Origin of the sequence: Flavobacterium sasangense DSM 21067 (assembly GCF_000686885.1) — a bacterium.
Taxonomy (GTDB): domain Bacteria; phylum Bacteroidota; class Bacteroidia; order Flavobacteriales; family Flavobacteriaceae; genus Flavobacterium; species Flavobacterium sasangense.
In genome coordinates this window covers 1-22,885 of record NZ_JMLU01000036.1, presented here as the reverse complement: position 1 = coordinate 22,885, position 22,885 = coordinate 1, and the positions used below count along the sequence as shown (strand labels likewise).

General features: G+C 31.1%; 21 protein-coding genes, 2 rRNA genes and 1 pseudogene. 8 read left to right on the top strand and 16 right to left on the bottom strand.

Translation table 11 applies throughout. The annotated features are described in order from the left end of the window. Positions 1-209: ribosomal RNA gene (locus BP92_RS0112615) — 23S ribosomal RNA — on the top strand; the annotation flags it as partial. 161 nt (positions 210-370) lie between these two features. Then, positions 371-480 (top strand): 5S ribosomal RNA (rrf, locus tag BP92_RS0112610). A 476-nt stretch (positions 481-956) separates the two neighbouring features. Here rrf and BP92_RS0112605 read toward each other — a convergent pair. The 9 genes from BP92_RS0112605 to BP92_RS0112565 all read right to left on the bottom strand — a co-directional run bounded on the left by BP92_RS0112605 (position 957) and on the right by BP92_RS0112565 (position 11,973). Continuing rightward, positions 957-1,334 carry a hypothetical protein gene (locus tag BP92_RS0112605; protein ID WP_026726382.1) on the bottom strand — a complete coding sequence of 126 codons (378 nt, stop codon included), beginning with the start codon at positions 1,332-1,334 and terminating at the stop codon, positions 957-959. A gap of 212 nt (positions 1,335-1,546) precedes the next feature. Beyond that, positions 1,547-3,514 carry a DUF3857 domain-containing protein gene (locus tag BP92_RS0112600; protein WP_026726381.1) on the bottom strand — a complete coding sequence of 656 codons (1,968 nt, stop codon included), beginning with the start codon at positions 3,512-3,514 and terminating at the stop codon, positions 1,547-1,549. Positions 3,515-3,524: 10 nt separating this feature from the next. Continuing rightward, the gene (locus tag BP92_RS0112595; RefSeq protein WP_026726380.1) at positions 3,525-5,459 is read right to left on the bottom strand and encodes a DUF3857 domain-containing protein; all 1,935 of its coding nucleotides are present in this window, start codon (positions 5,457-5,459) and stop codon (positions 3,525-3,527) included. Then, positions 5,434-8,694, bottom strand: a complete 3,261-nt coding sequence (locus tag BP92_RS0112590; RefSeq protein ID WP_026726379.1) for a toxin-antitoxin system YwqK family antitoxin — start codon at positions 8,692-8,694, stop codon at positions 5,434-5,436. The genes BP92_RS0112595 and BP92_RS0112590 overlap by 26 nt, the downstream gene beginning before the upstream one ends. Before the next feature lie 89 nt (positions 8,695-8,783). Then, a complete protein-coding gene (locus BP92_RS0112585) occupies positions 8,784-9,824 on the bottom strand; it encodes an ATP-grasp domain-containing protein (RefSeq protein ID WP_026726378.1) in 1,041 nt (346 codons plus the stop codon). 3 nt (positions 9,825-9,827) lie between these two features. Next, positions 9,828-10,502 carry an NRDE family protein gene (locus BP92_RS0112580; protein ID WP_026726377.1) on the bottom strand — a complete coding sequence of 225 codons (675 nt, stop codon included), beginning with the start codon at positions 10,500-10,502 and terminating at the stop codon, positions 9,828-9,830. After that, on the bottom strand, positions 10,490-10,978 hold the full coding sequence (locus BP92_RS0112575; protein WP_026726376.1) for a hypothetical protein: 489 nt from the start codon (positions 10,976-10,978) through the stop codon (positions 10,490-10,492). The genes BP92_RS0112580 and BP92_RS0112575 overlap by 13 nt, the downstream gene beginning before the upstream one ends. Before the next feature lie 4 nt (positions 10,979-10,982). Next, positions 10,983-11,459: a peptide-methionine (R)-S-oxide reductase MsrB gene (gene msrB / locus BP92_RS0112570; protein WP_026726375.1), complete on the bottom strand. Its 477-nt coding sequence runs from the start codon at positions 11,457-11,459 to the stop codon at positions 10,983-10,985. 70 nt (positions 11,460-11,529) lie between these two features. After that, positions 11,530-11,973: a DUF4268 domain-containing protein gene (locus BP92_RS0112565; protein ID WP_026726374.1), complete on the bottom strand. Its 444-nt coding sequence runs from the start codon at positions 11,971-11,973 to the stop codon at positions 11,530-11,532. A gap of 70 nt (positions 11,974-12,043) precedes the next feature. Here BP92_RS0112565 and BP92_RS0112560 point away from each other — a divergent pair, with 70 nt between their 5' ends. Both BP92_RS0112560 and BP92_RS0112555 read left to right on the top strand, forming a co-directional pair. After that, the gene (locus BP92_RS0112560) at positions 12,044-12,697 is read left to right on the top strand and encodes an NUDIX hydrolase (protein ID WP_026726373.1); all 654 of its coding nucleotides are present in this window, start codon (positions 12,044-12,046) and stop codon (positions 12,695-12,697) included. A gap of 105 nt (positions 12,698-12,802) precedes the next feature. Further along, positions 12,803-13,612, top strand: coding sequence for a lysophospholipid acyltransferase family protein (locus BP92_RS0112555; protein ID WP_026726372.1), 810 nt, complete (start codon positions 12,803-12,805; stop codon positions 13,610-13,612). A 28-nt stretch (positions 13,613-13,640) separates the two neighbouring features. Here the strand turns inward: BP92_RS0112555 and BP92_RS0112550 are convergent, their stop codons facing one another. The 3 genes from BP92_RS0112550 to BP92_RS0112540 are packed head-to-tail and all read right to left on the bottom strand — an operon-like array spanning position 13,641 to position 15,633. Beyond that, the gene (locus tag BP92_RS0112550; RefSeq protein ID WP_035693456.1) at positions 13,641-14,495 is read right to left on the bottom strand and encodes a TraB/GumN family protein; all 855 of its coding nucleotides are present in this window, start codon (positions 14,493-14,495) and stop codon (positions 13,641-13,643) included. Beyond that, positions 14,495-15,136 carry a hypothetical protein gene (locus tag BP92_RS0112545; protein WP_026726370.1) on the bottom strand — a complete coding sequence of 214 codons (642 nt, stop codon included), beginning with the start codon at positions 15,134-15,136 and terminating at the stop codon, positions 14,495-14,497. Before BP92_RS0112545 ends, BP92_RS0112550 begins: the two co-directional genes overlap by 1 nt. Before the next feature lie 2 nt (positions 15,137-15,138). Beyond that, on the bottom strand, positions 15,139-15,633 hold the full coding sequence (locus tag BP92_RS0112540; protein WP_026726369.1) for an RNA polymerase sigma factor: 495 nt from the start codon (positions 15,631-15,633) through the stop codon (positions 15,139-15,141). A gap of 131 nt (positions 15,634-15,764) precedes the next feature. Here BP92_RS0112540 and BP92_RS0112535 point away from each other — a divergent pair, with 131 nt between their 5' ends. Beyond that, positions 15,765-17,069 (top strand): NAD(P)/FAD-dependent oxidoreductase, encoded by a 1,305-nt coding sequence (locus BP92_RS0112535; protein ID WP_026726368.1) that lies wholly within the window; start codon positions 15,765-15,767, stop codon positions 17,067-17,069. A gap of 3 nt (positions 17,070-17,072) precedes the next feature. Here BP92_RS0112535 and BP92_RS0112530 read toward each other — a convergent pair whose 3' ends face one another. Together BP92_RS0112530 and BP92_RS0112525 are read right to left on the bottom strand one after the other, a co-directional pair. Next, positions 17,073-18,047, bottom strand: a complete 975-nt coding sequence (locus BP92_RS0112530; protein ID WP_026726367.1) for a Kelch repeat-containing protein — start codon at positions 18,045-18,047, stop codon at positions 17,073-17,075. Then, positions 18,047-19,111: a DUF3810 domain-containing protein gene (locus BP92_RS0112525; protein WP_026726366.1), complete on the bottom strand. Its 1,065-nt coding sequence runs from the start codon at positions 19,109-19,111 to the stop codon at positions 18,047-18,049. Before BP92_RS0112525 ends, BP92_RS0112530 begins: the two co-directional genes overlap by 1 nt. Positions 19,112-19,195: 84 nt before the next feature. Between BP92_RS0112525 and BP92_RS0112520 the strand changes: the two genes are divergently transcribed. The 3 genes from BP92_RS0112520 to BP92_RS0112510 are packed head-to-tail and all read left to right on the top strand — an operon-like array spanning position 19,196 to position 21,174. Then, positions 19,196-19,408 (top strand): hypothetical protein, encoded by a 213-nt coding sequence (locus tag BP92_RS0112520; protein WP_026726365.1) that lies wholly within the window; start codon positions 19,196-19,198, stop codon positions 19,406-19,408. Then, complete coding sequence (locus BP92_RS0112515; protein WP_026726364.1) at positions 19,405-19,698, top strand: type II toxin-antitoxin system RelE/ParE family toxin; 294 nt, start codon at positions 19,405-19,407, stop codon at positions 19,696-19,698. The genes BP92_RS0112520 and BP92_RS0112515 overlap by 4 nt, the downstream gene beginning before the upstream one ends. 9 nt (positions 19,699-19,707) lie before the next feature. Further along, the gene (locus tag BP92_RS0112510; protein ID WP_026726363.1) at positions 19,708-21,174 is read left to right on the top strand and encodes an aminoacyl-histidine dipeptidase; all 1,467 of its coding nucleotides are present in this window, start codon (positions 19,708-19,710) and stop codon (positions 21,172-21,174) included. Positions 21,175-21,427: 253 nt separating this feature from the next. On the opposite strand, the gene BP92_RS0112505 is transcribed toward BP92_RS0112510, so the two are convergent. Continuing rightward, a complete protein-coding gene (locus BP92_RS0112505; protein ID WP_026726362.1) occupies positions 21,428-22,522 on the bottom strand; it encodes a hypothetical protein in 1,095 nt (364 codons plus the stop codon). A gap of 163 nt (positions 22,523-22,685) precedes the next feature. Beyond that, positions 22,686-22,885, bottom strand: a pseudogene (locus tag BP92_RS17135) (IS30 family transposase); the annotation flags it as partial.

Sequence of the window (22,885 nt, the reverse complement as noted above, 5' to 3'; positions counted from 1 at the left end):
TGACCGCTGGTGTATCTGTTGTTCCGCCAGGAGCACTGCAGAGTAGCTACGTCGGGAAGGGATAAGCGCTGAAAGCATATAAGCGCGAAACCCACCACAAGATGAGATTTCTTTTAAGGGTCGTGGAAGATGACCACGTTGATAGGCTATAGATGTAAAGGCAGTAATGTCATAGTCGAGTAGTACTAATAACCCGTTAGCTTATGTACAAGCCTCCCCGCTTTGGCGGGGAGCGAAACTTTCTTACCTTCGAGTAACCTCAGGTAACTTTTTAAACGATTTATCTCAGTATGTTAAGATATTGTTTTAATTATTAATTGTTAATTATCAATTATTAATTAAAAAAATTGCTCAAAGCAATTTAACCTCTTAAGGTGGTTATTGCGTCGGGGCTCACCTCTTCCCATTCCGAACAGAGAAGTTAAGCCCGACTGCGCAGATGGTACTGCAGTTATGTGGGAGAGTATGTCGCCGCCTTTCTTTTGAAAAGCCCTATCATTTAGTTGATAGGGCTTTTTTGTTACCAATATATCGTCCCGATAGGACTGAAAAACCACCGAATTAAGGTGGTTTTTTTGTTTATATGCTTAACTTCACCGCTAGCGCGAGCGTCCCGCTCGTGAATCTACTTTGATTATTGTGAGCACGAGCGGGACGCTCGCGCTAGCGGTGAAGTTAAGCCCGATTGCGCAGATGGTACTGCAGTTATTTGGGAGAGTACGTCGCCGCCTTTCTTTTGAAAAGCCCTATCAATAACTGATAGGGTTTTTTTGTTACCAATATAGCGTCCCGATGGGACTGAAAATAATAAATCCTAACTTTTAACGGTTAGGATTTCTTGTTTTTACTACTAAAAAAAACAGCATTTCTGAATCATACATCAATGCCGTTTTGTTTTTTGCGAACTAGTTAACTAATTCTATTTTAATTTAGGATTTTGAAGGGTTGTAGTGTTATTATTTTGGCATATTTTCAATGTCTTCTTTTGAAAAACCTGCTTTTAAAATTAAAGTAGTATCGGTTATTTTTTCATCAAGATAAATTCTGCTTACCTCTAGGTTTTTAGAAGAATAGACTACTTTAAAAAATTCACCAATTTTTTCCCCATTGTTATCTCTGTGAGAATCAGAACTATGAAACTTTCCATCGATAAAAAAAATAAAATTTAAATAAGGACTTTTAGCAGCTCCTTTGAATTTTGTTATTTTTCCTACAGTTGTAATTTCAAACTTTTTGAGTTCTTTATTATAAATATGTCCATAGTAAAAATTATATAATATCCACATAGCACATAATCCTATAATGATGTATACTAATCTTTTATTATTTTTCATTAAATAGTTTTATTTTTCTTAATTAATTCAAATCTAAGTATTTTTAATAAATTATTCTAATGAAAACGAATTCCGCGTTAGGGATAAGAGCATTTGTTTGAGCTCTTATTTAAAATGCCTTAGCATTTTAAATAAAGCGAGTGAGATAGCCCGACCCCTTGGGAAACGCCCATAAAAAAAATCCAACTCTTTTGAAGTCGGATTTGGAATTTTTATTTGTTTAGTACAATAACTATCTTATTAAAGTCGGCAGCCGCGTTGATGACTGCTTTGTATGATTCGAAGTGTTCTAACGGATAATTAATCACATTATAGTATTCTGTGTTCTCAATTAGAATTTCGTCGCCCTGTGTCTTGTAATTGCTTACAAAGGTAGCTTCTGTTTTACCATTGATATCGGTTTTATGACTCATGTTGAATTTCTCTAAGTTTTTAACCGTTGCTCCTTTAGGTAAAATGATTTTGATTTTACGGAAATAGGAGTGTGGATAATCGATTTCAACTGGCATCATACGTTTGTTTTCTTGGTATAATTCCATTTGGGAACCAATTGTTTTTCCAACAGAGAATAAAAAATTGTCTCCCGCTTTTTGTACCAAATCTTTCCCTTCAAAAGTTACTTTTAATACGAATGGTTTTTTACCAATGAATTCGGTTCCATCATTTTCTGTTGTTAATGAAGTGTAATCTTCTTGAATTGTATAGTTTTCTGCAATACTTTTTAAAATTTCTTTATATTGATCTGCTGGTGCAAAATCTTTAATAGGTTGGAAATTTAAAGCAGAATAACCACCAAAAGTAACTTCGTTTGTAATAGTTGGATTTTCAATATCTCTTGTAAAATCAATTGTGATATCCATTATATCGTGTGTGATTTCTACTCCTGGAATAGGAATGAAGTTGATTTCACCGATTCCCATTTTAACTCCACCAAATTCTTTTTCTTTAATGAAAAGTCCGTTGTTGTTAGCCAAAGTGTTTGGAATTAATGGAATTCTGTATTCGATTTCTGTTGGTGTCATGAATTTTTTAATTGACGGGAAATAGAATAAAATATCATCTAAGTTTTCATAACTTTCAAATTCTGGATCAAAGGCAATGTCATAACGATTAGAAGCGAATACAATTTGATTTTCGATTTTAAAATGCTTGAAAATAGCCAAATAAAGCGCTAATATTTCGGTTTGATTCGCCTGTTTGGTTTTGATGATATCAGCTACATTTTCTTTGGTATCGAAATAACGATTGTAGGCAATTGTTTTTTTGACTTTGTTTTCAATGTTCCAAACTTGTTCTTGTAAATCGGCTGATTTGGTAATTGTTTTACAAAAATCATCAACTGCTTTTTGGTTTTTTTTGTCTAATTCGATATTGAACCTTTCGTATACATTAGAAGCAAATTCTTTATAGTTGTAAAGATTTTTTGAACCATTGTATAAGTTAGCATCCAATTTGTAACGGAAATATTTAATATTAGCTTTCCAATTTGAATATTTTTCGTCGTCTTCTAATTTTGGAACATTTGATTCTTTAACTGAGATGGCTACTTTATCTTTATACGTTTTATCGTCTAAAACTGCTGCCGATAAATTGTTGTATCCTTTAGTTTTGAATACTAAGTGATTTGGATAGATTAACTCGAAATTGATATCCATAATAGGTAAATCGTCTTGCATTTTAAAAGTTTTACCATTTAATTCTGGCATTTCTTCTAAAACGAATATTTTCTCAATAATGGCTCCCTTTTCTAATCCATTAATAGCAAAATAGTTGTATTTAACACCGCGTTCTTCATCTACTTCTTCTTTAATGTCTTTTTTATCTAAAGTGATAATTTTACCACTTTTTAAAATAACGCGAGCTTCGTTTTTAACTACGTTTTCTTTTAAACTAAATGGTAAATATATCTTATTGTTTTTTTCGATAGCGTCATCAGAGTTTATGAAAATTTTATCATGTAATAAGTAATATTGTTTTGGTTCGTTCTTGTCTGAAATAATTTCAACTTTGATAGTACGACTTACGATTACTTCATTCTCATTTTTATATTGTTCTGGAACCGAAAATGCGCTCGGTTTTTGTTCCCATTTGTAATTTTTGAAGGTATAATCTTGGGCAACAATGGAATTGATATTGCACAAGAATAAAACAAGAAGGCATTGAGCTATTAGTTTTCTCATTTGTATGGTATTATTTTTCGGTTAAAATTAAAGTTTCGCTATAGTTGCTTTTCATTTTTTTAATGCTATCATCCCATAATTGGAAATCGCTTGGTTCAATTATCAATTTTTTAACTTCAAACGTGTACTTTACTAAAATCTTATTATTGCTTTCAGTAAAAACAGCATTAACTTTTAGTAATTCGTTATCTAAAGTAAAGTTTTTTGGAATGTATTTTACTTTGTAATTCGCCGGAATTTCAAATTCATATTCGGAATTAAAGAATGAAATAATTTCAAAATCATATCCTGTAACTCTATCTTTTTGAATTGGATTTTTTTCGAAGATTTTGTGTAAATAAGGATTTAGATACAGTTCTTTATCTACTTTGATGATATAATTATCCAATTCGAAATCGTAATTTACATTATAAGGTAAATCGCGATTTCTAATATTTTCTTCGGTGAATGAATTTAGATTGAATTTATTATTTCCTTTTATGACCAAACTTTTAATCATTTCAAATCGGGTTTTACCTGAAGCGTCACCAATTTGCATTAAGGTCATACTTCGGTTAAAACCAATGAATTCCATTTTTCCTTTTCCAATTAGCTTTCCGTCTTTTATTTGAACTTTTACGATATCATCTACCTGATTTTTTTTAGCATCAATAATAGGAACTTTTACAATTTTAAATTCTTTTCCATTATTGATTAAAGCTTCTTTTCCTTGAATAAATGATGTTGGTAATCCGTAACGTGTTTCTCTATCTGTTGCATCTAAAAAGATATATTCGTCACCTTTTTTATAAGCTGCAATCATGTGATTATCTACTGCAGGAGTAGCCAATTCTGTATAGGAGTAGGGGATTTCTCTAGTTCCAATCCAACATAAGTTTACATCTTTTATTTTGGCATATTCTGCCATTGAAACAATGATGTTTGCCATATCCTTACAATCACCAAATTTTCTTTCAAAAACCAAATCGGCTTCTCTTGGAATAAATCCTTCGTAACCGTTTTCAAAGGCTACATATTTAATATTGTCTTTTACCCAATAAAAAATACTTTTGATTTTTTCTTCTTCAGTAGTTTTGTCTTTAGTAATGTCTTCGGTAATCTTTTTTAAATCGATACACTCTTTTTTATTTAGATTGTTTACAAAACCTTGATAGTATTTGTGTAAAAGCGTAACATCATCTAAAACAACTGTTTTTTTATCGTTAATCGTATAATCTTTGATATAAATATCAATATGTGGTGCTGAATGCAATACGCCAGGACTGTTAGATTCAAATTTGAATGCTTTTACATCTTTTAATGTCCAAGTGTAAACAATTTTACCTTTCACTTCTGTTTTTTTGAATTGAATGGTGTTATTTGGGTCGTTAAATATTTTGAACCCAATGTTTACGTTTTTGTCGGTTTTAACTTCAAATGTGGCGTCTTTTATTGGGTAACCGCCAATAAACATGTATTTGTGAAGTAGAAATGGATCAACAAATTCGCGTTTGTAATTGTATACTTTTTTTGCTCCTTTTTCTAAATGTGGAAAAATTAATTGTCTTTCTTTAATGTCGTCAAAGAACACCGAGCTGCTACTTGAGTTTTTTTCAGCAGATTGAGTTACTTTAATTTTTTTGTCTTTTCCATTGGAATTGATAACCGAAAAAGCATCATATTCCAATAGTTTTACCAATTCAGAATAGGTAAATGATTCTTCGTTGTTGTGAATACCATTTTCTGAAAGAATCATCGATTCAAAAGATGTATTTTGAATGATTTTCAATTTTTTGTTCTCGATTGAAATATCGTAACCTTGATAATCTAGAAGTACAACCTCGTTGAAATCGGGATATAATTTTTTGTAATCTTCAAAGGTTTGCTGTGCTTGTAAGCCTATCGAAGTAAATCCGATAAGCATACAAGTAACAACTGATTTATTTAATAATTTCGGCCAATTCATCTGAATCGTATTTTTTAGTTAATGATAAAACACCATTAGTGTAAATTAAAAAGTCGCCCTGAAGTTCATCATTTTTATAGTTGGCAGTTAACCATGGTTTTCCGTCTTCTTTAAAATAAGTATGAACTCCTTCAAAATCACCATTTTTCAAATTCTCTTTTTTGTATACTTTTCCGTTAGAATAGTATTCTGTACGTTCACCTTCGAATAAACCATTTTTGTAATTAGCTTCATATTCTGGTTTTCCTTCAATACTGTTAATTACTAATTTACCATTTATGTTTCCTTTTACGAATGTTACTTTCATAGCAACTTTTCCATTAGGATATAAAGACGTGATTTCGGCATTTTCTGATGGTGTTTTTACATTTTCTGAAAACCCTCCAGTTTTACTTAATGTTGCATAACTTACCAAAGCACTACTTTCAAAATTTACTTTTAAAACGGGTTCTCCTTTTTGGTTGTAATAAATGTATTCACCATCAGTTAAACCATCGATTTCGTTATACTCAAACATTTTTGATTTGTTATGATAGTAACGAATTGTTTTACCATATTCAGTCCCTAATTGGTATTCACTCGTAATTCTTAAATTACCAACTAAATCATATTGTGTATCGGTTCCTGTTATTAAACCACAATAGTAATTTCTTTCAAACATTAGTGTTCCGTATGGACTGTAATATTTGTAGTTATTGTTAAGTTTTCCATTTACATACTGTGATTCAGTAATTTTGTTCCCTAATTTATCTTTTGAGCTATATTTTCCATTATAGTTTCCATTAATCATTTCGAAGTCTTGTGATGTAGCTCCGTTATTTAAACTTAGGTTGAATTTTCCTGATTTGTTTTTGTAATCAAATTCAAATTCTTTTTTACCAGTACTATCGTAACTTTCTGTAAAAACGATTTCGCCATCTACAAATTTTGAAATTTGAGATAGTTTTCCTGATTGTCTGTAAGTTGATTTAAAGTGATTTACATCTCCGTCTTCAAGAAATCCTTCTGTTTTTAATGTTCCGTCTGCATAGTAGGACATGTATGGACCATTCTGTTTTCCGTTTGAATAATGTGAAACTTCATTCAAAATACCACTATCATAAATTTCATACACTCCATTTAATTCATCATTTGTATAATGAGAAATGCTTGTTAATTGACCTCTATTATTGTAAGCATGGCATAAACCAGTTTGATTTCCGTTTATATAATTTTCTTTAATTTTTAAATTACCGTTTGTAAAATAATAATTCCATTCACCCGATTTTTTTCCTTTTTCAAAGAAACCACTAATTTGTTTGTTGTTATTTAAACTTGAAATACTGAATGCTTTCTTAGTAAGATTAATTTCAACAGGTTTTGGATTGGTATATGAATATTGTAATCCTGATTTTAATTCACCCCCTTTGTATTTTTCTTCGAAGTATTTTTCTCCTTTAGGATTGAAATAAATGTACGATTCTAGTTCTTCATTTGCATTAAAAATTAATTCAGAAGATTTAGCACCCGTAATGAAATAGTTAGTGGTTTTGGTAATTTTTCCATTGGTAAAAAAACTCTCATATTCTAAATTTTTATTCGAATAGTATTTTTTATAATTGCTTGTTGGCTTTCCATTAGTGTATTCTCCTTCAGCTTTTATTATTTTACCATCAAAGTATTGAATGTATTTACCATCTACTTCATCGTTTTTATAGTTAGTTGATAGCGTAACATCACCAAGTTCATTGTAAAGAGTATAGGCACCATTTAATTTACCTTTTGCATAGGTAATTGTACTACTTTTTGTTCCGTTAGGATAATAACAAGTTAATACACCATCTTGTTCTCCATTAGTAAAATTAAGTTCACAGTTTTTACCTCCATTTACATGATATGAGCTGCTTATTCCATGTAGAACATCATCTTTATATATTTCAATAGTGTTTATGTTTCCATTAGGATAGTATTCTTTTTTTTCTCCATTTAGTTTTCCAGCAGCATACATTTTTTCCATTTCAAGATTTCCTTTGGAATCAAAATATTTTTGTAAACCATCTAGTTCATCATTTTTTAGAAGTAACTCACCTTCAATATTGCCATGTTCTCCTAAAAGTTTGAATTTACCTTCTTTTTTCTTGTTAACAATTGGACCAATAATAAATGGACTACCATCTTTTAAATAAATAACAACTTCTTGTTTTTGACCAAAATGCTCCATATTTCTTTTTGCAAATTGATCCCAAAAATCTACTAAGTAATACTTTTCATAAAAAGTAGTAATTGTTTTTTTGTGTTTTGTGATTTCTTTACCTAATTTTTCTTCTAATCCAAGTAACATATAATAACTAAAGCCTTCAAATTGTTTTTTAGCAACAACGTCTTTAATCCATGGTAAGTATGTAGTTTCAAAGAAACCATTGTCCATTTTATGTTCTAAGCTATATTCCATCACGGCCTGCATTTGGCGCATGATTACATCATCAATTTCAGTTTTTAATTTATATGCTTTTCTTAACGGAAGTTGATTTCTTAAAATAGTTTCTAATTCTTCAAAGTTATCTCCGCTTGTAGAAAAAACCACTTTTCCTTTGGTTAGATAATTTTCTCCAAATTTATTATTCAATTTCAGAACTGCTTCTTGAGCAAATTTTCCTGTTGGAGCGATTGCTAAATAACTTAGTAAAGCTAAACTTCCTTCAACAATGTTACCATTTTCAAGCGCTATTGAACCCAAAAAATAATGAGCAGAAGCTAAATTAGGATTTATAGTAACTGCTTTTTTTAACAAATCAGTACTCTTTTGAAGATCTTCTTTTCTTAAATATAAAATTGCTTGATTGTATAAGAAATTAGAAGAATTGCTTAAATATAAGGCACCTTCGTTAAATATTTTTTCAGCTTTATCATATTGTTTTTCATCACTACAAAAAGAGCCATAAAGAGTATATAAAGAAGGTTGTTCTTTCATCTTTCCTTCATTATACAAAGTTTCATAATGTTTTAAAAGTTGCTCTTTTTTATCAGCACCATATAATGATAATGAAATTTCATGCTGAGCAACTAAATATTTAGGGTCGGTTTTCGCAATTTTCTGAAATTCGGCAACAGCTTCATTGTATTGCCCTTTTTCATAATGAGAAAAACCCGTTTTTAGAATTGAATCAGTTGAATAAACAAAAGAATAGTCTTTTTTTGTTTGCGCGAATGCATTGGTAAACCCAATGATTAATAGTGTTAAGATTACTTTTTTCATGGAGAAATAAAATTTACCAAATATAAATTTTATTTCTATTTTTTGTGCAAAATTTCCTAAAAATGTTAGGTTTTTAACAGAATTAGAATTTAGAAATCTAAAATTATGTTGTAATGTTGATGATGCTTTTTAAATTCAATAACACCTTCTTTGAAAGTTAGATATTTTGCCCCGTTTTTATGGTTGTTTTTACTAATTAAATACATGTAATGAAAATGACGTGTAAGTTCTTTCCAGCCAAACCATAAGCTGTGTTTTGGGTCATACATGTGGGTGGGTTCGCTGATGGCACCGTTGATTTCAACGATTTGGAAATTTTTTCCTTTTGCTAAATCTTCGTAAGATTGATACATAATATCCATTCGACCAAAATGAAAATCTTTAATTTGGCTACAAATAGCATTAAAGCTTTCTATCATTTCAGAAGTAATTTCGTGACTAGCATCTACGAATTTTGTTCCGCGGCAATGATTTCCGTAGGGTACAAGGTTAATCGTTTCCCCTTCTTTTAAAACCGTATTTAACAGGTTTTTGTATTCCAATTCAAGAGTTTCTAATTGCAATAAATAACGCTTGTCGCTATGTAATAATTCGCGAAGGGTATTTTTTCCGTTTCCAGTAAGAATCATGAATTCTTTTGATACAATTCCAGTAATTTTTCCTGGTTGGTTTGGTAATTTTACGTAGAAAAGTCCGATTTCATTTTCATACGGAATTAAACTTTGAATTAAAACGTTGAAATTCGCTTTAGAAAAATAGGCTGCTAATTCTTTAGTATTATGAATTTTTTTTACAGCTGTTCCTCTTAAGCCGATATCGGGTTTTGCAATTAAAGGGAATTGAATATTTTCGGAGTTAATTCTCTGTAAAATAGTTTCTAAATCATCATTTGGTTGAATTAGAATAGTTTTCGGATAATACTCTGGCGGAATCAAATCGTAAATTTCCTTTTTTGATTCCATGAAAAATCCGCCATTTTTTATTGTGGGATTTGAGGCATTGAAATAAAAAAACGAACGTGTTCTAATTACATAATACAAGTATTGAAAATAAACAGGAAAATAGACAACTTGATAAGGCCAATATTCCCAATGAACTAGTTTATGTAGAAAGAGATTAAATTTTGTCATTTTTTATTCGAATAAATCCAAATAGATCATTTCTATTTTATCGTGGGTAACTTTACATTGTGTTATGCTGATGGTTTTTAAAATAGCATTGCGATTGATTTGCAATCCAAATTCTTTATTTTCAGCTTCTGTGAATTGATGAAAATATAAAATTTCTTCTGGTGTTGGATTGTTGTTTTCTTGTATAAAATTGGTAAACCATACTTTTCTTTGTTCGCGAATTTCCTTTGAATATAGGGTAGAGGAAGACCAAATATGAAATTGGTTTTCATCTTTTTCTTCTTCACTTTTTTCTACTTCGTTCCATTGCAATTGCATTAATTTATTGTTTTCAAACATTATAATGGTAAAGGGTTCGATATCAGTTAAATCTAATGATTGCCAGTATTGTAGCGAATTTTCTGCGCTTATTAATTCCAAAACAACTAAACCTCTACTTTTTCGGTAAAAGGGTTTTGGAAGATGTTTTTCTTGTGCTCCATTGAGTAAGACTACAATTTTAGTTTCACTATGGGCAACCCAAGTACCACCTGCTTTTGGATCTTTTGGGAAGATGATTTTTTTGCCTTCAATAAAATATTCGGTAGGAGGAAGTGCTCTCTCACGCGTGATTTTTTCATCACGATTGGAAGTAATGATGCAACCTTCTCTCGTTGGAATATAAGTTACTGTGCACATTGTTTTCGGTATTCAAGAGTTGATGGTGCAATTCCGAAAGAATCTGAAATTTTAATATGCGGTAAGCGATACAATGCTACTTTTATCAAGGCTTGATGGTGAATACTGTGTTCCAAATTGTAAAGCAATTCTCTGAAGTAATTGGTTTCAAGCGTTTCTGTATCGCTGAAGCAATTGTGTGTTAAAGAAAATGACTTGTTCGGTTTATCTAATTCAGAACGATATTTTTCAAGGATTTTAATCGCTTCTTTGGTATCGGATTGAAGGATGATGTCGCGTTTTCTTTTATCGTAATTAATTGTGCCTTTCTCATAATTATCTATAAGTGAACCCAAAAGTTCAATGATATGTCGCATATGTTCACCAATAGTAGCATTGCCTAATTCTGGGAACGGCAACGTCAGTTCTTCATTTGTTAATTGGTGAAGAAGAGTTATGTTTTCAATTAAGTTTTGCTTTACAATTTGGACCAGCATATTCTTATTTGGTTTCAGGAACAAATTTTATAGAAACCGAATTCATGCAATAGCGTTGACCAGTAGTTTCTTTTGGACCATCATCAAAAATATGGCCTAAATGTCCATCGCATTTAGCACATAAAACTTCAGTACGAATCATTCCGTAGCTCAAATCTTGTTTGAAGACTACCGAACCTTTTATGGCTTTATCAAATGAAGGCCATCCACAGTGTGAATCAAATTTGGTATCAGAAGAAAATAAGTCGTTACCACAAGCAGCACAAACGTATTTTCCTTTTTCAAAATGATCCCAATATTCTCCAGTAAAAGCTCTCTCAGTACCTTTATTTCTTAATACTTCATACTGTTCAGGTGTAAGTTCTGCTTTCCACTCAGCATCTGTTTTTTTCGAATTTGAATTCATAGTTTTAGGTTCTTTGGTTTGGGATTGGCATGATTGTAAACTTACAATTGCAATTAATAAAAATAACTTTTTCATAGCTAACATTTTTTCAAATTTAATAGTTAGAATTCAAATAAAGTGTTAACAATGTTACAAAGTATTTGAATTACGTATTGATTTCTAAATCTTTAATATAATCTTCATTTTCATAGAAGAAACGCTCAAAAGCATCCATTTTTTCGGCAAAAAAATCAAATATTTCAGGCCAAGTATTTTTATTATTGATACTTATTCCTGTTTTTTCTACCCAAACTCGGCTGATTACTTTTCCTGTTTCTAAATAAAAATTGCGTTCAAAAATAACATCGTCTAAATAGTCTTCTAAAAGAATGGTTTTTAGCGATTCTACTTTCTCATAATATATTTTACGTTTTTCTTCGTCTTTTGGTTCTATATCGAGTAAAACTTGTGCTTTTTTATTGTCAACATAAAATTTGAAGGTTACATCTTTGATTTTGGTATTGTATAACAGCCACTTACGTGGGTATTCTTCTGCAAAGGCTATCCAAAAATCTTTTTTTATTTGTAGTGCTTCTTCTTTACTGAACATATTATTGAATTAGAAATTTATTTTGTTTGAAAAAAATAGCTACCTTTAAGGTTGCTAAATTGAAAATAGTATGCTTTTTAACGATTTTATAAAATACATTCCAAAGATAGAAAAAGAAACCCTTCTTTCTACAGATGCCCATGCAAAAATGGCACCGTTAGAGCGTATTTCTTATTTAAAAGAGGAGAATTATATGGATAAAAATCCTAGAAAGGCAGCGGTTTTAATGTTGTTTTATCCTAAAAATGAAGTAACACATTTGGCTTTAATTGTTCGGAATTCGTATCCAGGAGTTCATTCTTCTCAAATAGGTTTTCCCGGAGGAAAAGTAGAAGAATACGATGCCGATTTAGAGGAAACAGCGCTTAGAGAAACACATGAAGAAGTTGGGATTCATCCAGAAAAAATTCAAATCATCAAACCTTTTAGCGAAATTTACATTCCGCCAAGTAATTTTTTGGTAGCGCCATTTATGGGAATTTCTCACGAAGAATTAACTTTTATTCCTGATTTGGATGAAGTTAAACGGGTTTTAGAATTTTCAATTGCCGACTTTTTAGATGATAAAAGCATCACTAAAGTAAAAATGTCTACTTCTTATGCAACTGATATTGAAGTTCCTGCTTTTATGGTAGATAAATATGTGGTTTGGGGAGCTACTGCTATGATGATGAGCGAGTTAAAGGAAACGATAAAATGTGCTTTAAGTAAATGTAATTTTTAGCGATTTCAAATTATTACCTTATAATGTGATTTTAAGCTGTTTTTCTTTCTAAAATCACCTATTTTACTACTTTTGCGTTCTTGTTTTGTAAAAAAATAAAAAATTATGGGATTATTTAAGAGAAATCCTTTCGGACATATATTGTTTTTAAAGACTTGGTTAATACGTATTGCGGGTTTCTTAACACACCGTCGTTATCGCCATTTTAATCAGTTACAAATTGAAGGTTCTGAGATTATTAGAAGTTTACCAGATAAAAATGTATTATTCATTTCGAATCACCAAACCTATTTTGCTGATGTGGTAGCCATGTTTCATGTTTTTAATGCAGCTTTAAAAGGAAGAGAAAATAATATTAAAAACGTAATGTATTTATGGAATCCGAAGTTAAACATGTATTATGTAGCAGCGAAAGAAACCATGCAAGAAGGATTATTACCTAGAATTCTAGCTTATGCTGGTGCTATCACTGTAGAAAGAACCTGGAGAGCAAAAGGAAAAGACGTTACAGAAAAGAAAGAAGTTAATCCAAATGACACTGAAAATATTAAAATTGCTTTAGAGGATGGTTGGGTAATTACGTTTCCGCAAGGAACAACTCGTTCATTTAAGCCAGTTCGTAAAGGAACAGCTCATATTATTTTACAGCATAAACCAATTGTAGTTCCTATCGTAATTGATGGATTCCGTCGTTCTTTTGATAGAAAAGGATTGATGATTAAGAAAAAAGGAATCTTACAATCGATGGTGATTAAAGAACCTTTAAAAATCGATTATGAAACAGCAACGGTTGACGAAGTAGTTGAAATGATAGAATTTGCAATAGAACAACATCCTTCTTTATTAAAAGTTATTCCATCTGAAGTTTTAGAAGAACAATCAAAATTAGATAGAGAAAGAATGTGGAAATATTAAAATAAAAAAAGAGGCAATGCCTCTTTTTTTATTGAACCGCTTCAACTTTATATCCTTTTTTACGAAGGAGTTTTATTACGCCTTCTTCACCTGCTAAATGTCCGGCACCAACTCCAAAGAATGTGGGTTTATCTTTCATGATTTTAATCATAATTGGAATCCATTTTTTATTTCGGTCATTCAACAAAATGTCTTGGTTTTCAGAAGTAATTTTATTGTCAGAGTCACTCATCATTTTTAACATGCCTTCGATGTCTTTATTTTGATAAATAGTTATCATTTCCTGAAATTCTTTTTTGTCTTTTTCTAAATTGTCTTTTACCGTTTTTAATAACTCCTCGGCTTGGTCTTGATATGAAATTTCGTCAAATACTTTCATTTGGTCCTCTGCTATCTCTAGCCCAAAAATTTCTTCGTTTTGCTCTTTCGTAATTTTCATTAATTCGGATTCTACCGATTTAGATTTACAATCTAACATCTTAGGAAACAACATAGAACTTATCATAAAAGGTTTAAAGCTGTCAAACAATTTGGCCGACATATTTAAATTCTTTTTCATGAATTCATCCAATATTTTAAAATCTTCAGGACTCAATAAAGTTGATAATTTTGCGCCATCTTTCATCATCATGAGTTTCATCAATTTCATTTGAATTGATTTGTCATCCATATCGAGTTCTAAATACAATTGCTCTGTGGCTTCTAAGGCATTTAATGTATTTGCATCTAAAGAAGTATCACAAGTCAAATGGATAGTTCCAAATAAATAGGAAGGTTTGTTCAATCCATTTCCTGAAATTTTCCAAAGTAAACTTTTCTCTAATTCTTGCGCATTTGAAAATAAAGAAATAAATATGGTAAAAAGTAAAAGTACGTAACGCATTAGAAATCGATTTTTTTGAGTTCGTTGTAATTTTTTTCTAATCGTCTCATTAAAATGCCATAAAGTAATCTGTAGAACAACCAAATTAATCCTACGAAGACAGCAATAATAATAGCATAAACCACTAACATGATACAATAAAAAGTATTTGGTTCAATATTTTGCGACATTTTATCCACCATTTTACGAATGTTGGGATCATACATAAATTGGAAAATAAAAACCAAAATAAACGAGAAAGCTGTCATCGCTAAATTGTACCAAACATAATATTTAACTGTTTTTCGAGTTTTTAAGATGCTTTGCATCAATTGTTTTACCGTATCGGTAGTATTAATGGTTCTATAATTTTTGAAAAATAAGTAAATGAAGAATAGAATAACACCATAATTTATAACAGAAATTATTGGCATTACAGTATCTAAGTGGTACATTTTTAGGGTTTTGAAATATTCTTCATCTGCTGTGAAAAACGAAATACTAGCCCACAAAACAAGCTCTAAAATGCTGATAATAACAATCCACTTCACTATTGAAGATGAACCTTTATGCAACATTCCATAAATTTCTTTTTCACTTATTTGTTGGAAAGAACCTTCTTGTTTTTTCCAGTCTTTTTTTAATAAATCTAATTCATCCATACTTACGGATTTAATATTTTTTTTAATTTCCCTTTTACACGATTCATTTTTACTCGTGCATTCACTTCACTAATCCCCAACGTTTCTGAAATTTCGGTATAATCTTTATCTTCTAAATACAAGAAAACTAAGGCTTTTTCAATGTCGTTCAATTCGCTAATGGCGCTGTACAAAAGCTTTAATTTTTCTTCTTCTTCAAAGTTGTAATCGTCTTGTGTTACCTTATGAAAAGTACTATCAAACTCAATAGTATCAATCGTTCTTTTCTTTTTTCGGTATAAAGTAATGGCGGTATTTAATCCTACGCGATAGGCCCAAGTAGTAAATTTAGAATCGCCTCTAAAGTTGGGAAACGCTTTCCATAACTGAATCGTAATTTCCTGAAACAAATCGTTATGCGAGTCCTCATCAGTAGTATATAACCGACAAATTTTGTGGATTATATTCTGATTTTCTTTGAGTTGCTTTACGAAAAGTGCTTCCGATTCTGATTTCATATTCAATAAGTAGTCTTTTGAACGAATTTGTTACAAGTTTACTATTTCAAATTTAAAGAATCATTAACTATTTTACGAAACATTCAATTCTTTTTCTTCTTATCTTTGAAGTGATTAATTTATAATGATAAATGAACATACCTCGTAGTAGTTTTCCAAGAATCGTCATCATTGGTGGTGGTTTTGCAGGAATTTCTTTAGCGAAAAGACTTCGCAATAAAAACGTTCAAGTTGTTTTATTAGACAAACACAATTACCATAATTTCCAACCTTTAATGTATCAAGTGGCAACGGGCGGTTTAGAACCCGATTCGATTGCTTATCCGATAAGGAAAATCGTTCAAGAATATAAAGATTTTTATTTCCGATTGGCCGAAGTTCGCGATATTGATGCAGAAAACAATACAATTTACTCCGATATTGGCGAATTAAAGTTCGATTATTTAGTTATAGCAACGGGTTCGAAAACCAATTATTTTGGGAACAAAGAAATCGAACGCAATAGCATGGCGATGAAAACCATTCCGCAATCGTTGAATATTCGTAGTTTAATTTTAGAGAATTTCGAACAAGCTTTGCTTACGAATGATATTGATGAACGTCATAGTTTGATGAACTTCGTTTTAGTAGGTGGTGGACCAACAGGAGTAGAGCTAGCAGGCGCTTTAGCCGAAATGAAAAAAGCAATTCTTCCAAAAGATTATCCCGATTTGGATGTTCGAAAAATGGAAATCAATCTAATTCAAGGAAGTAATCGTGTTTTGGATTCCATGAGTGAAAATGCTTCCGAGAAAGCAGAAAAATTTCTATTAGATTTAGGAGTAAGCGTTTGGAAAAACGTTCGTGTAACAGGTTACGATGGAAAAACCGTTACCACTAGTTCTGACTTATCTTTTGATTCCGCAACGGTGATTTGGACTGCTGGAGTTCAAGGAGCTTTGCCTCATGGTTTAAAAGCCGATAGTTTTATCAAAAATGTGAACCGTATCAAGGTAAACCAATACAATCAAGTGGAAGGGTATGAACATCTTTTTGCCATTGGTGATATTGCCGTAATGTCTTCAGAGAAATTCCCGCAAGGACATCCTATGATGGCACAACCTGCAATGCAACAAGGAAGATTATTAGCCGATAATTTGATTAAAATCATTAATAAAAAAACGCCTAAACCATTTGAATACAAAGATAAAGGCTCGATGGCAACCATAGGAAGAAACAAAGCGGTTGTCGATTTGCCAAAATTCAAATTCAGTGGTGTTTTTGCTTGGTTTGTGTGGATGTTTGTGCATTTGTTTTCGTTAATCGGATTCAAAAATAAAGCAGTTGTATTCTTAAATTGGGTTTACAATTACATCCGTTTTGACCGAGAAGCACGTTTGATTATGCGTCCGTATAAAAAGAGAAATCAGGTTAGTTTTACGAGTGATGAGTTGTAAATGTTAAAGCGAAGCTTTTGCAATTTTTATAGATAAAGAATTGGGTAATGGAGAGTTATAATCAAGATAGGCAATATACAACTCATCATTTAAAACAGTTAATCCTCTTAATGAAATAGTATTTAAATTAATAGTTGTTGAAAAATTAGTATAGCTTCCATTTGATGGATCATAAATGCCAATAAAAGCTTCACTTTGATTGTTTTGTTTGTTTCCGCCTACAATAATTTTATTGTTGTAAACATCAGTAAAAGTTTCGTAAACGTTAAAAGGTAAATTTTGTGATGACCAACTATTTAGGGCATAATTATAAATATTTATTTGATTTGAAATCACCCAATTTTGATTTACATAATTCAAACCTCCAAAAGTAAATAATTTATCATTGATTATTTCAACATCGGCCCTGAGGAAGTAATTGGAATTAGTCGGAAAACTAGGGTAAATGTAATTATCATTTGAAATATCATATGTGAGGATGTTGTTTATTCCTCTAAATATTTCAATTGTATTATTTCTAGAAGTAATTCTAGGAAGATAAGTTTCATTATATCTATTATTTGTAGAGATTAAATTTAAATTTAAATCCAATTTAAAAATGTCATTACCAGATAATGAAAATATATTGTTATTTACAATTTCAATTTGTCTGCTTTCTGAAAAGTCAGGTAAAATAATTTCATTTGTGTTAAATGTGTTAGCATTTAATTTTAGTAAATTTTCATTATATCCATTATTTGCTGAATAAGAAATATAGATCGAATTTTCTCCAATATTAGAAATCATATCCATTTCTAAAGTATCTGCTTGAATGGTGTAAATATCAGTAAAAGATAAGCTTTGACGATTAGTTGTATTAGAATTGTCTGAGGAACATGAAAAAACTAAAAGAAGGCCGATAAATAAAATACAATATTTCATAATTTTTTTCTTATAAAACGAATAAGATTTTTCTTTAGTATTTTTAAAATGAAACATTAATAATTTTTTAACTTTTCATTAAACCCAATCGCCAATCCCACAAACTTACTATAGCCTTCCATACCATCTTTTTGTTGGTTGGCTTTTAGGAAATTGTCGTAGAAGTATTCAAAAAAAGTATTGATAGGCGTTTGGTATTCCTTCCAAAAGATTTCATTTTCTTCAAAGTTTTTCAAAACACCTTTGTTGATTTTTTTAAAATAAGGTTTTGAACTTCCTTCTTTTATCATTTCCAAATTATGCAACGCATAACGCAACGCAAAACTGTAGGCCGAGTATTGGAAATACAAATCGTCATTTTTAGCAGCAGTTACAAATCCGATGAAATTACATTCGCTTTCGCTGCCAATTCCGGTTTGATGCGCCATTTCGTGGCAAGTGGTTAATGGTGAAGTGTATTTCGGTTTCAAATAATTGACTTGTGCTTCATTGGTAAACGGATTCAAATAACCACCAAATCCCATGTAACTCAAAGGATAACTAAACAACGACGATTTTATACTTTTTATTTCGTAACGGAATTCTTGTAAATCGGTTGGGATGTTTTCATAACCTTTCAAAGCCAAATCATAAATTTCATCATGCGAATACGGTATGACAACCGCAACCGAATCATTTTTAGTGATTTGCAATTGTAAATCATTGGTTTTTACCAACATTTTTTCAATAAAAACTTTCAATTGGTCTACTGAATATTCTTTTTCAATCTGCAATTTTTCATGAAGCGGAATTCTGTAGTAGTTCATTCCCCAAAGAATATGAAAGAAAAAATAAAACACCGAAACCCAACTCAAAATCGCTAATCCGTTATTCTTCCATTCTTTAAAAAAGCCGATACGATGTTTCCAAATCCAACGGAATAAGAGTAAAATCAGGATGAAATAAATGACATCGCCAATCGAAAACGGCAACCAACCTAATGCTTTTCTCAATACAAAAGCCAATTTCGGATAAAAACCTTTGCTGTACCAACTTTCTACAAAGTCAGGAAACGAACCAATCGTTTTCACCACGATGATTTGGATAACTAAAGATAAAGGAAGGATGAATTTTCTTTTCACGAATTTATATTTGCCATAAAATTAACTAATAATATAGAATAGCGCATTTCTTTTTTTGTAAATTTGTTGTTTAAATTAGGAATAATGACAAAAATAACTTTAAATATTCCGGATAGCGAATTGACTTTCTTTATGAAATTGATTGAAAAATTTAATTACGAAACTGTAGTTAATGATTTCTCCGTTTCTGAAGAGATGAAAGTAGTTTTAGATGAAAGAAGAGCGTCTTCAAAAAAAGAAAATTTTGTTACTTGGGAAGAAGCAAAAAAACAAATTCGTTTGAAAACTAAGAAATGAGTTATAAAATTGTAATTGAACCTCGAGCTATTGCTGATATTCAAGAAGCTGTTGAATTTTATGAATCAAAAAGAGAAGATTTAGGTAACTATTTTTTTCAAATTGTTGATGAATATATTGAATCGATTGCAACAAACCCATTTTTTCAAATTCGCTATAAAGATTATCACGGATTACCAGTTAAAATTTTTCCCTACATTATTCTTTACTTTATAGATGAAAAAGAAAAAACAGTTTACATTTTATCTGTCTTTAATACATCACAGAATACAACTAAATATCCAAAATAAACAAATATAATGAGCCAAGAAATTAGAAATCTGGAACCAAAGCCACTTTGGAACAAATTTGCCGATTTGAATGCCGTTCCACGTCCGTCTAAAAAAGAAGAGCGTGTGATTGAATTCATGAAAAACTTCGGAACCAGTTTAGGATTAGAAACGTTTGAAGACGAAATCAGAAACGTTATCATCAGAAAACCTGCGACACCAGGAATGGAAAGCCGCAAACCAATTGTTTTACAAGGACATTTGGATATGGTACACCAAAAAAATAACGATACCAATTTCGATTTCGATACGCAAGGAATTGATATGTATGTGGATGGTGACTGGGTTCGTGCTCGCGGAACTACACTTGGTGCTGATAATGGGCTAGGAGTAGCGATGATCATGGCGATTTTAGAATCTACAGATATTAAACATCCTGCAATTGAGGCTTTGTTTACAATCGATGAAGAAACTGGAATGACTGGCGCTTTGAATTTAAAAGGTGGTGTGTTACAAGGTGAAATTTTATTAAATTTAGATACCGAAGAAGATGATGAAATCGATATCGGTTGTGCGGGTGGAATTGACGTAACAGCGACAAGAGGTTACAACGAAGAGGAAACGCCAGAAGGTTCTGTAGGTTACACGATTACTGTGAAAGGTTTACAAGGTGGACATTCAGGAATGGATATTCATAAAGGATTAGGAAACGCCAACAAAATCATGAACCGTTTGTTATTTGACGGATTTGAGAATTTTGGTTTGCAAATCGCTGAAATTTCAGGAGGAAGTTTACGTAATGCGATTCCAAGAGAAAGCGTTGCGAAAGTTATTATTGCAGAAATGTATGACGAAGCGTTTGTTTTTGACATGCAAGAAGTAATTGGTGATATCAAAACCGAATTCAAAACGATGGAACCGAATTTAACGATTGAAATTGTTAAAAACGATACCGTTCCAGCGAAAGTAATGGATTTAGGTGTTCAAGAAGGTTTGTTACGTGCGATTTATGCAGCACACAACGGCGTTTACAGAATGTCGGCGGATATGGAAGACTTAGTAGAAACTTCGAATAACATTGCAAGAGTAATTGTTAAAGACGGACAAATTTCGATTCAGAATTTAACACGTTCTTCTGTGGAAAGTTCTAAAATGGATTTAGCGAATGCTTTACGTTCGGCTTACGAATTGTTTGGTTGCGAAGTTGATTTTGCAGGAAGTTACCCAGGTTGGACACCAAACGTTAACTCGGAAATTTTAGACGTTTTGACTTCAATTTACGAAAAACAAAACGGTGAAAAACCAAAAGTAGTAGCATGTCATGCTGGATTAGAATGTGGTATTTTAGGAACAAATTATCCAAACATGGACATGATTTCTTTTGGACCAACGATTCACGGAGCACACAGCCCAGATGAAAGAGCATCGATTAAATCGTCTCAGAAATTCTGGAAATTTGTTTTGGAAATTTTAGAGAATATTCCAGTGAAGAAATAAGAATATAGAACATAGAATAAAGAAGAAATCCCGAGTGAAAGCTTGGGATTTTTTTGTTTATACTTTAAAAATGGCGAGTAGCCATAAACAGCTTTTTTAACGTCCCGTGGCTTTGCGAAGTTTGGGGATTTTTGTTACTGTTGATTACAAATATACCGAAAAGAGTGAAAGAAAGACTTGAATTTTTATGCAAGAAGTGCAAGCACTTACTTTTCCAAACACAAACTCAAGCCCAAATTTTGCAAAACCACTGTTAGGCGAAGTATTTGTTCATTTTGTATAAATAGTAAATACCGTCTTTCTTTGCTTCTTTAATTCTAGAGTAGTGTTCTAGTCCAACATTTAAACCAACCATACCAGCACTAATTAATAAAATCATTGAATTTGATATTTGGTCAGAAAAAGTTAGTAAAAGAGGTGAGTAAGATTTAGGGTCTTTTGCCTCTTTAATTAATTCTTGAATAACTTTGTATTTAGAATTATCTAGCGTATGATTGATATTTTCAATTAGTGGACGAATTTTTAAATCTGCAATTTTTTGAGCATTTGTGTTAATATAATTGTAATCGTAATTATTTAGTAAATCAAAAGTCAAATTTTCCAATTTTGATTGAAACTCTAATAATTCATCTTTTGAATTTTCCTTAAATCTTAAGATTTCTTCAGGTGGAAATTTACCCAAATTAGGTACGCCCAATTTAATAGCCTCTAGAGCAAATGTAGGTGTTACATTGAATTCGTTTTTAAATGCAATTTGAGCATTTTTAAATCTGTCGGTCTTGTTTATTTCTTTGAAAAGATCATTTACATATTTACTGGAAGTTAAAACATCTTTTCCTTGCTCATAATAGTTCACAAAAGTTTTAAAAACTCGAGCATAATAAGATAATAATTGGTTTACATTATCAGTTTTATTGAAAAGTTTTTCTGAAAGTATTGAAGATTCTTTGTTCAGTTCTAAGTCATAACTTAATACAATTCTTCCTTTTTCATTGACAATTTGTTTTTCATTATGCTTTTTTCCTACGAGTTCTGAATGAAAAAGTACAAGGTCATTTATTTGCATATCGCTACTTACTGAACTGATTCCTTTTTCTGGGCTTTGTCCAACACTATCTATATCAATTTGATACTTAATGTTTTTATTTTTTTCAAACTCTTTTAAGTGTAATAAAAATTTTTCATCAGTAAAATCATTTGTCGAAATTACTTGAGCTTTGACCTTTCCATTTCTGTCAGGTTTCGCATTGGCGGGCGCTACAATATGAAGATGCCTTTGTTCGATAATGTTTATTTGGTCAAAATACAATACTAAGCCTTTTATTTCCTCAATATTATCTTCAAGCATATGTGATATGTAGTTTACCGGGCGGATTCAAGACCTTAATGCAACAAGGTCAATAATTAGTTAATATATCAAATTTAGTTTTTTATTTCAATTTTGCATAATTTCAGAATAACTTTTTTTGGCTTTTTCAAGAGCCAAAAGTTATTTCCGAAATTGGCTTGTTTTATGCTGCATAATTATTGATTTCTTGGTTCATAATTTCTCCTGGTGTTTTGTATCCTAAAACCTTTCTAGGTCTGTTGTTTAAAGCTAATTGAGCTTGTTTAAGCTGTTCAATTGTTATTTTATTAAAGTCAGTTCCTTTAGGAAAAAAACGTCTGATTAGGCCATTTGTATTTTCGTTAGTTCCTCTTTCCCAAGAAG